This window comes from Bartonella sp. MR30HLJHH (genome assembly GCF_042194195.1).
Taxonomy (GTDB): domain Bacteria; phylum Pseudomonadota; class Alphaproteobacteria; order Rhizobiales; family Rhizobiaceae; genus Bartonella; species Bartonella grahamii.
In genome coordinates this window covers 24901-33165 of record NZ_JBHIMO010000003.1, presented here as the reverse complement: position 1 = coordinate 33165, position 8265 = coordinate 24901, and the positions used below count along the sequence as shown (strand labels likewise).

The 8265-nt window shown below is 41.1% G+C and carries 10 protein-coding genes and 1 pseudogene; 6 read left to right on the top strand and 5 right to left on the bottom strand.

The genetic code is table 11. The annotated features are described in order from the left end of the window. The 4 genes and pseudogenes from ACFIKR_RS02785 to ACFIKR_RS02770 all read left to right on the top strand — a co-directional run. Window positions 1-2164 (top strand): autotransporter outer membrane beta-barrel domain-containing protein (locus ACFIKR_RS02785; protein WP_375658740.1); only part of this gene is annotated, 2164 nt, incomplete at its 5' end. 78 nt (window positions 2165-2242) lie between these two features. Beyond that, window positions 2243-2434 (top strand): hypothetical protein, encoded by a 192-nt coding sequence (locus ACFIKR_RS02780; protein WP_375658739.1) that lies wholly within the window; start codon window positions 2243-2245, stop codon window positions 2432-2434. Window positions 2435-2518: 84 nt separating this feature from the next. Beyond that, a pseudogene (locus ACFIKR_RS02775) lies at window positions 2519-3286 on the top strand (HlyD family type I secretion periplasmic adaptor subunit); the annotation flags it as partial. Then, on the top strand, window positions 3286-3750 hold the full coding sequence (locus ACFIKR_RS02770) for a toxin-activating lysine-acyltransferase (RefSeq protein ID WP_375658738.1): 465 nt from the start codon (window positions 3286-3288) through the stop codon (window positions 3748-3750). The pseudogene ACFIKR_RS02775 and the gene ACFIKR_RS02770, both read left to right, overlap by 1 nt. A gap of 289 nt (window positions 3751-4039) precedes the next feature. Here ACFIKR_RS02770 and ACFIKR_RS02765 read toward each other — a convergent pair whose 3' ends face one another. Next, window positions 4040-4471, bottom strand: coding sequence for a helix-turn-helix domain-containing protein (locus ACFIKR_RS02765; RefSeq protein WP_375658737.1), 432 nt, complete (start codon window positions 4469-4471; stop codon window positions 4040-4042). A gap of 188 nt (window positions 4472-4659) precedes the next feature. On the opposite strand from ACFIKR_RS02765, the gene ACFIKR_RS02760 reads away from it, so the two are divergent. Together ACFIKR_RS02760 and ACFIKR_RS02755 are read left to right on the top strand one after the other, a co-directional pair. Next, entirely contained in the window at window positions 4660-4941 is a 282-nt protein-coding gene (locus tag ACFIKR_RS02760) for a type II toxin-antitoxin system RelB/DinJ family antitoxin (protein WP_375658736.1), read from the top strand. Between the two features lie 7 nt (window positions 4942-4948). Continuing rightward, entirely contained in the window at window positions 4949-5230 is a 282-nt protein-coding gene (locus ACFIKR_RS02755; RefSeq protein WP_375658735.1) for a type II toxin-antitoxin system YafQ family toxin, read from the top strand. A 60-nt stretch (window positions 5231-5290) separates the two neighbouring features. Here the strand turns inward: ACFIKR_RS02755 and ACFIKR_RS02750 are convergent, their stop codons facing one another. The 4 genes from ACFIKR_RS02750 to ACFIKR_RS02735 all read right to left on the bottom strand — a co-directional run bounded on the left by ACFIKR_RS02750 (window position 5291) and on the right by ACFIKR_RS02735 (window position 8253). Further along, complete coding sequence (locus ACFIKR_RS02750; RefSeq protein ID WP_273787999.1) at window positions 5291-5509, bottom strand: hypothetical protein; 219 nt, start codon at window positions 5507-5509, stop codon at window positions 5291-5293. A gap of 131 nt (window positions 5510-5640) precedes the next feature. Beyond that, complete coding sequence (locus ACFIKR_RS02745; protein ID WP_273788001.1) at window positions 5641-5868, bottom strand: hypothetical protein; 228 nt, start codon at window positions 5866-5868, stop codon at window positions 5641-5643. Next, a complete protein-coding gene (locus ACFIKR_RS02740; protein WP_375658734.1) occupies window positions 5865-6530 on the bottom strand; it encodes a lysozyme in 666 nt (221 codons plus the stop codon). Before ACFIKR_RS02740 ends, ACFIKR_RS02745 begins: the two co-directional genes overlap by 4 nt. A gap of 13 nt (window positions 6531-6543) precedes the next feature. Beyond that, complete coding sequence (locus ACFIKR_RS02735) at window positions 6544-8253, bottom strand: hypothetical protein (protein WP_375658733.1); 1710 nt, start codon at window positions 8251-8253, stop codon at window positions 6544-6546. Window positions 8254-8265: the final 12 nt, after the last annotated feature.

The window sequence follows — 8265 nt, the reverse complement described above, 5'->3', positions numbered from 1 at the left end:
AAATAATGTAACCGTTAAGAATGCAGAAAAAGCTCTCTTGGCTAATGATAATTCCCAAATAACAGTAACGGGCGGAGGTTTCTTTGGTGGAGAAGTACAAACTCTGCAAGGTAGCACAATTACTTTAAATGATAATGTCACAGTAACATCTAAAAATGACGGCCTCCATGTAGATGGTGAAGAAGCCAAAATCACAATGACGGGAGGGAGTGTAAGTGCAAAAGGAGCAGCATTTGTCGTAAAAGATGGCGGACATATTAATGTCACAGATATTTCTGCAAAAGCACAGCGCAATGGGATACGCTTTGATAACTCAAAAAACGATAAAACTTCAGAAATCAACCTGACCAATACAAACCTTCTCATCGAAGATGGAACGGGTATTGTTGCCAACAATTCATCAAATGGTAAACTCAACCTCAAAGATTCAGAAATCAGAGCCGATAGATTATTCGTAGGGATAATCCATGATACACCAAAACCTAATCAAATCTTTTCACTCTCCGCAGACCGTTCTGTCTTACAAGGTGGTGTAAGAAATGACGAAAATGGACAAACAAGCTTTGATCTCAAAAACAATACAACATGGTTTGTGAACACCAGCACAAAAGAAAAAGATGATGCGGGCAAGTTACTTGATACCACTCAAAGATCACGTTCTGATGTTTCTGCACTCAACCTCAATGACAGCAAAATTGTTTTTGAAAAGCCAGTAGAAAACCATTATCACACATTACATATCGGTTCTGGTAAAAAAGATACTCCAGAGATCTATAACGCTTCTGGAAACGCAGAAATCCACTTTAACATGGCATGGAGCGATGGGGTTGCTGTAGATGATCAAAAAACCGATCGCATTCTCATTCATGGCGATGCATCAGGTACAACAACAGTTTATATCAAGAGTGATGTAGGGGATAAAAACAGTGTAGAAAATGCTGCGGCCCCCTCGAATACAGGCGGTATTTCCCTTATCCAAGTCTCTGGAAAAGCGATGGAAGACTCCTTCAAATTAGTCAATGGTTATATCACAAGAGATGGTTTGCCTTATAAATACACACTAACTGCTTATGGACCAGAATCAAGCCATGGCACAGCCAATATTGAGCAAAACCTCTTTGATGAAAAAAATGAAAACTTTTGGGATTTTCGCTTGCATAAAGCATTTCTTGACTCCGGTGGCGGTAGCGGTTCCGGTAGCTCTGTCCCTAGTCAACATGTGGAAGCTGTCGTACCGCAAGTGGCAAGCTATATCGTGATGCCTAACGCTCTCTTCTACGCTGGTTTTACCGACATTACTAAGCAAAGCAAATTGTTAGCTGATGTCCGTACAACACAAAATTATTCTTTCTTCTTTTCACCCTATGGTAGCAATGCTACCTTAACCTCTGAGCGTGGTCCCTTCAAATATGGCTATGGCGCTGATATTCGCTATGCTGCCGTACAAGCAGGTGGTGCATTAGCTGCAATGGAAAGCCAAAATATCACCATGCATTTTGGACTTATGGGAACCTATGGGAAACTCTCTTTCACACCTAAGGATATGGAGGGTGCAAACAAAAGCACACTCAATAAATGGGCCGTTACAGCTTATGGCAGTATACAACACAACAATGGCTTATATGTCGATGTCCTAGCTTCCTATGGTATGATCGATGGAAATATCACTACAGCTGACATCAAGAATGCCGCAAACTTGAAGGGTGCCAAAACCTTGAGCGCTTCGGTTACCATTGGAAAAGAATTTGCTACAGGAATGGCAGGGATAGAGTTTGAGCCACAAGCACAAATTGTTTATCAACAATTGTCGTTTGACACCATGAAAGATGCTGATAATCTAGAAATTGATATGAAAAATCCTTCCCAATGGTTGGTTCGGATTGGCGGACGTTTAACTAAAACTGTTTCTGCCGAAAGTGATCATCCCTTTTCTTTTTATGGAAAAGTGAACTTTCTTAAAACCTTTAGTGATGATGGGAAAATACAGATTGGTAAGGAATTTGACCTTGATCCTGCCGGAACTGCCATTGAAGGCGGTTTGGGCATCAATGCACAACTCTCCCATAATATCGTACTTCATGGTGATGTTAGTTACCAACAAAAGCTGCAAAAAACGGGTATAACAGGAGCGAGCTTTTCTGGTGGAATACGTTATCAGTTCTAAGAAAATGCTGTAAAGTGAGCGTTATTTTCCCATTTTCTTGCATAAAAAGGCTGGACAACTCCATACTGTGTGGCCTTTTTGATTTGCACAAACCTACCGTGGAATACCGGTTATTCTTTTCTTTATAATATACCTACAACACTTCTTGCTGAAAGCAATCCTTTGGATAAAGATTTTGTGACCAAAGGACTTGCCTATCTGCCAGTTCCTCCTTCTGGCAATCAGACTGCAAGAATAGAAGGAGAAATACTCATTAGTATTACCCTTTAATCTCTCCAAGATAAATTAAGAGCGCTAAAAGCACAAGCGGACCGCGTCGAGTGCAGCGGTGCAACATAACATGCGCAATTAGATAGGTTGGAAGATGATCGTCAATTAAGCCAAGGAAAATTAAAAGCTACAAAAAGCCTGATGGAAACAAAAGTCATTAGCCAAGCCGTTTATTTAGAGCGTTTACATGACTTTAAAAATGTCGAGCATGAAATTTTAACCAATCAAAGGCGTTTGGAAGAAAATGCCGCCGAAATAAACACCCTCCGCCAACAACGGAAAAGTCTCATTTCCGATGAAATCGCCCGCCATCGGCAACTTTCGCGTGAAACAGAACTGAATCTTCAAGGATTAAAAGCAAAGCTTGATAGCACTCAATACCGTCTTGACCACTTATCACTTTATGCACCTGTTGATGGACGTATCGATGATTTAAGTATCCATACTTTGGGCGGCTTTGTAGAGGCTAAAAAAACTCTTATGCGTATTATCCCTGGTGCGGGTGGTCTCATTGTTGAAGCATTTTTTGATAATCGAGATATTGGTTTTTTAGAAAAGGGCCAACGTGCTTACATCAAGTTTTCTGCCTTTCCGCCTGAACGTTTCGGTGTTATCCACGGTACAGTCGTTAATGTAGGCGCTACAGCGCGTTATGATAAAGAAATTAATAATGGTGTCTACGCTGTTTTAATCAAAATTGACCAAGATCACATCACTTTGAATAACAAACATCTTAAATTTATCCCTGGCATGACTGTGACAACGGATGTCATTACCTCAAAACGGCGTCTCATTTCTTATTTCTTTGAGCCTATCACCAAAATTTTAGAACAGTCCCTAAAGGAAAGATAATGTCTGTAAATGAAAATTCATCACCTTCACTCATAGATCCTCTTACAGCGTTAGGAGCTATGGTTGTTTTAATGCTTACATCTCCCTTATACCGCCGCTGGCGAATCTGGGATATCGAACGAAATTTAGGACCAGCTTTACAGACTGGGCAATATAAACTCTATAAAAATGAACGTGGAGAATTTTGTGCCTTTATCACTTGGGCTTTTTTAGATGAAAAAAATCATCAATCTATGCTTGAAAAGGGAGAATTTTTACCCGATGCGCATTGGCAAGGCGGAGAATATATGTGGTTTATTGATTGTGTGGCACCCTATGGACATGCTGCTGGTATGGTACGTGACATGCAGCGACATGTGTTTTCTCACCAACATTATTGCTACGCTGTTCGGCGTAATGAAGATGGTGGGGTACGGAAAATCACCCGCTGGTGTTGCTATAGAGCAAAAAATCCAGCTAAATAGTTTTTCTAAAGCAAGTGCGCATAAATCATTTACCCCTCGTCTTATAGAAAAGAATCTTTTAAAAGAGCTCTTTAAGCGACAGCTGTAACAAGAGAATCTTACCATATTTAGAGCTAACCCGCTACAAATGGATATTTTTCAGCTTACCAGACTTGCTATGAATAGAAACAGATGGTTAAGGGGTTTGATCCACTCTCAAGCTGAAATTTGATTAACTAATTTCACTAGAATTGGCTGGGGTACCTGAATTCGAATCTTAAATTTAACTGCAATAAGATATTGATTTTATTTATATTTTTTTAAGGTTAGGGACCGTATAATTAGGTTCGGGAATAGGATTTTCACACTTTCCTTTACAAAGCGCATTCTTTTTGCCAGCTTTCTCTAATAATTTTTTTAATAGTTCTAAATCTTCTTCTGAAATAATGTTTATCAGTCTAGAAAACATACCAACAGCTTCACATCTGAATGTATCAGAAGGCTTTATAGTGAAACTTTTACGACAAGCATCCGATTCTCTTCTCAAAATTTCTGCTACCTCTTGATCTAAAGCATAGAGTTCAATTACCTTTTCCTCCAGTCCTACAGGAACAGACTTTTTGCCAATTTCTACAGATGATAAAAATGCTACAGATATATCTAATTTTTTAGCCATATCTAAAAGGCGTTCTGAATGATCAATGCGAAGTTTGCGTAAGGTTTTACCAAATGGTGTTGGCATCTAAAAAATCCTATTAAAAAAGAAGCTCTCTCGTGATTCTAGCAGAAATTCTTAGGTTTTGGTTAGCTCCTTTTAAAAATTGACTTCCTACCCTCCTTAATACACAAGGTTGTATGGCATGACGGATAAATCTCTTGACATAAGCTTGAAATGTAGTACATTGTAGTACAGTAGTAGGAGATTTAGCAATGGGAAAAATTCAAGCCCGCATACCTGATGAAGTTCAAGAAATTGCGAGTGCAGTTATTAAGTCTACGGGTTTAACTGTATCGGATGCAGTGCGCATGTTTATGACCCGCATTGCTAGAGATAGAGCATTACCGCTTGATCTATTCCAGCCAAATCCGGAAACATTACAAGCTATCGAGGATGCCGAAATGGGACGCGTCGAACGTACATCATTAGACGGCTTAAGGACCATGATACGCTCAGATAGAACCGAAGCGCGTAAATCTGAAAAGCAAACCTAAGTTTGCTATGCGGGAAATTGTCTATACGCGTTCATTCCGCCGTGACCTTAAACGTGAAAGCAAAGGTAAATATGCTAATGCACTAGAGGAGGATTTGCTGCTTGTGGTCCAAGCGTTAGCAGAGAATGAACCGCTAAAGGCGCATTGGAGAGATCATGCACTAACAGGTCAGTGGCGCAATTGTCGTGATTGTCACATAAATCCCGATTTAGTTTTGATCTATCGAAAGCCAGATGCCAAAACACTAGAGCTTTTACGACTTGGTTCCCATTCTGAACTGCGTTTATAATTGGATCTTCAATTCATAGTAAAAAGAATTTTACGCATTTTTTTCTTTTATGACAGTTGTTCAGTTCTTTGAGAACCACTGCTTTAAATGTGCAATGACATTATCTAGCGCATCCATGAGGCGTGCAAAATCAAGGATCAACAAAAAGATAAAAAACGCTATCCATTTCATAAAGCGAGACATCATTTTCACACTTTGGTAGGTAAGTATCATTTCTTGAAGCATTTCTTTTTCTGCTTCTGTAAGCTCTATATCGTCTTGTGTTTTTTTTCTAGCCATGTTTCCACCCACACAAGCGTTGACCCTGCTTGTTATGCTTTAAGATCTCTCTTGCTAAGTTTGAGCTAATGGTGTTCAGATCTTGTCGGCTTAAATAAATAGGTAACCAACCAACACAAGAAGAAACATATTTATTTGTCGCGCAACCAGTGAGAGAGAGCAGCACGCACATCAGCATCACTTTTTTGATTAACTTCACTTTCCACCTCAAGCCGTGTTGTGGCTGCTTTTAAAGCTTTTTCTGTTTGCTTTTGTTGCTCTACTTTTTTCCCAAGAGTAAAAGCTTTTGCTAAGGCAATAAAAAAAGCGGCTAAAGCCGCACCTGTTACCATCAAGTTTCTTTTCATCCATAAGATCATAGGCGGTGCTCCTGAAAGCGTTTAGCAACAAAGAAAATGCCCGTACATGCAGCTAAAACCATAACAGCGGCTAATGCCCATTGAATGGGTCCATTGCCCGCTAAAAAACCACCAAGACCTGAGAACGAACCAATAATGGGTGCCAATGCTTCTGCTTTGAGAAACCCTGTTGGTTGTTTCGTTTCTACTGTTTGATAATTAGAAGAAACATAAGCCCCTTTCGCCCATAGCCCTGCCTCTGCTACACGCCGGTGTACGAGACCTTGTAAACGTTTGCCTCCTGCTTTGGTCCATTTCTGCAATTCGGTTGGTACTGCTTCATAATCCCCCCGATTAAGCCTTTTAAGCAATGTAGAGCTTTGGAAAGCTGCAATACCCACATTATAACAAAAGGAAACAAGAGCGCCGAACTGTTCATCGCTTAAATTCACACAAACTACTTTTTCTACCGCTCTTTCATATTGCCGCAAATCTGCTAAAAGCATGGTTTCGGCTTTTTTTTCCGTAATCACCATACCTTCAACAACTGTTGGTTTACCGGCTTTTTTCGTATGACCATAACCAATCGTCCACACGCCAGAAGCATCTTGATAAGCCTGCAAGCGCAAACCTTCCCACTTTTTTAAACAGTATAAACAGTCTTTACTTATTTTCCGTGCCATTGTTCAATTCACCTTATAAATATACCTTTATGAGTACTGCTCCGTCACCACCGTCGCCGCCAATTTTGTCGCCTCCGGATTTCCCATCAAAATATCCGCCGCCGCCGCCACCACATTCTTTACCACCTCTACCACCGTTACCACCTTTGTAACTCTCACCACCTTGCCCCATGATAGAACCCTTGCATTGACCACCACCACCGCCGCCGCCGCCAAGAAACGAACTTCCACCGGTACCAGCTCTCTTGCCGTCGACTCCACTTCCTCCACCATTCCCACCAGAAAAAATAAAACTCTCACCACTGATGCCCTCTCTGTTTCCTCCTCCATCGCCGCCTTTCCCTCCAAAGTTAACGAGAGTCATGGAAACGGAATATCCTCCTTCTGCTGTAACAAGCCCTTTGATCATTGTTCTACCACCATTGCACAAAATGTTACTGTCATTGCCTTTACCACCACGACCAATGTAAGCTGTTTTTAATTTATCTAAATCAGAACCTTTCATTTTAACATGCACACATTGACCGCCGCCGCCGCCGCCATCCTTAACGCCACCACCTCCACCGCCCCAAGCCCATACTTCGATATCGGTGTCAGCAGTAATACCATCAGGCAATGGAATATCTCCGCTTTCTGTCATCAGAATTTCAACAGGTTTTCTAACCCCGCCACCATTGTTGCCGCTACCAGCGCCGCTGCTATTGCTACTATTTGCTTTGATTGAAGCCTTCAGTTTGGCTGGTGAAATAAGTGCATCCACTGTCTTTGTGCCATCAATCCAGTCTTTTTTTGCAAGAGGTTGAATGAGATCAACTTTTTTCTGTACACTATCCGCTGTTTCTTGTGCGACACTTGCCACAGCTTGTGCCCTGTCTCCTGTTTTTTGTGCGCACTCAGCGGTATTTTTCGCATCTACAGCGTGACCTTGCGCATCTTTCGCTGTATTGAATGCAGCACTCCCAATACTCTTTGCCTCACTTGCTGCATAAAGCCCTTGTTGTGCGCTTTCTTGTGCGTGCTGTGCCACATCTTCAATTTTATCAATTTTTGCAACCTGTGCACGTTCTTGAGGGGTTAAAATAAGATGCGTATTCCCCTCTTTCATATTCTCCATATCAAAGGCATCTTTTTCTATTTTATCTGGATCATAAACTGATTTTGACATACCAACAGACTTTGAGCCTACAAAATAATTAATGGTATTTTTGAGATCTACTGGAGATATGGGATAATAAACACCTTCATCTCCCCTCCGCCATTTTTCCATCGTTGGCTGCGTAGAACTCAACCATCGTAGCTTTGATCTTTCCTCTGTAGTTAAGATCTTTTTGGTAGGACCCTCGTGCATATTTTCCATAGAAAATGCATTTGACCCCACATTGTCGGGGTCATATGTAGCAGCCTTCATATCGCCAATCCCTAAAGGCGATATTTTTACCCAGCCAGCGCCTGATAAAATCGTATTCTCACGGGCTTCACCACTTGCTTCAATATCGTGAATTGTGACCTTATCTTTGTAAGCGAGGGCTCCAATATCTCTCTTTGCAACAGCATCATCAGCCTTTTTTCCTTGAGCAGCAGTTGCAAAATATTCTACCTCATAAGCTGCTGCACTCCCCACTGAAACAGGTGCAAGAGCCTTACTATCTAAAACACCTTCTTTGACTTCTTTCTTGGTTGCTGGTTCAAGCTTAAATATGTGCGTATGATAGGGTAACGGCATCGCGTTTTATTC

Excerpts from the sequence above, each read along its gene's own strand:
- ACFIKR_RS02770 (WP_375658738.1), top strand. The coding sequence starts at position 3,286 with ATGTCTGTAAATGAAAATTCATCACCTTCACTCATAGATCCTCTTACA.
- ACFIKR_RS02765 (WP_375658737.1), bottom strand. The coding sequence starts at position 4,471 with ATGCCAACACCATTTGGTAAAACCTTACGCAAACTTCGCATTGATCAT.
- ACFIKR_RS02760 (WP_375658736.1), top strand. The coding sequence starts at position 4,660 with ATGGGAAAAATTCAAGCCCGCATACCTGATGAAGTTCAAGAAATTGCG.
- ACFIKR_RS02755 (WP_375658735.1), top strand. The coding sequence starts at position 4,949 with ATGCGGGAAATTGTCTATACGCGTTCATTCCGCCGTGACCTTAAACGT.
- ACFIKR_RS02750 (WP_273787999.1), bottom strand. The coding sequence starts at position 5,509 with ATGGCTAGAAAAAAAACACAAGACGATATAGAGCTTACAGAAGCAGAA.
- ACFIKR_RS02745 (WP_273788001.1), bottom strand. The coding sequence starts at position 5,868 with ATGATCTTATGGATGAAAAGAAACTTGATGGTAACAGGTGCGGCTTTA.
- ACFIKR_RS02740 (WP_375658734.1), bottom strand. The coding sequence starts at position 6,530 with ATGGCACGGAAAATAAGTAAAGACTGTTTATACTGTTTAAAAAAGTGG.
- ACFIKR_RS02735 (WP_375658733.1), bottom strand. The coding sequence starts at position 8,253 with ATGCCGTTACCCTATCATACGCACATATTTAAGCTTGAACCAGCAACC.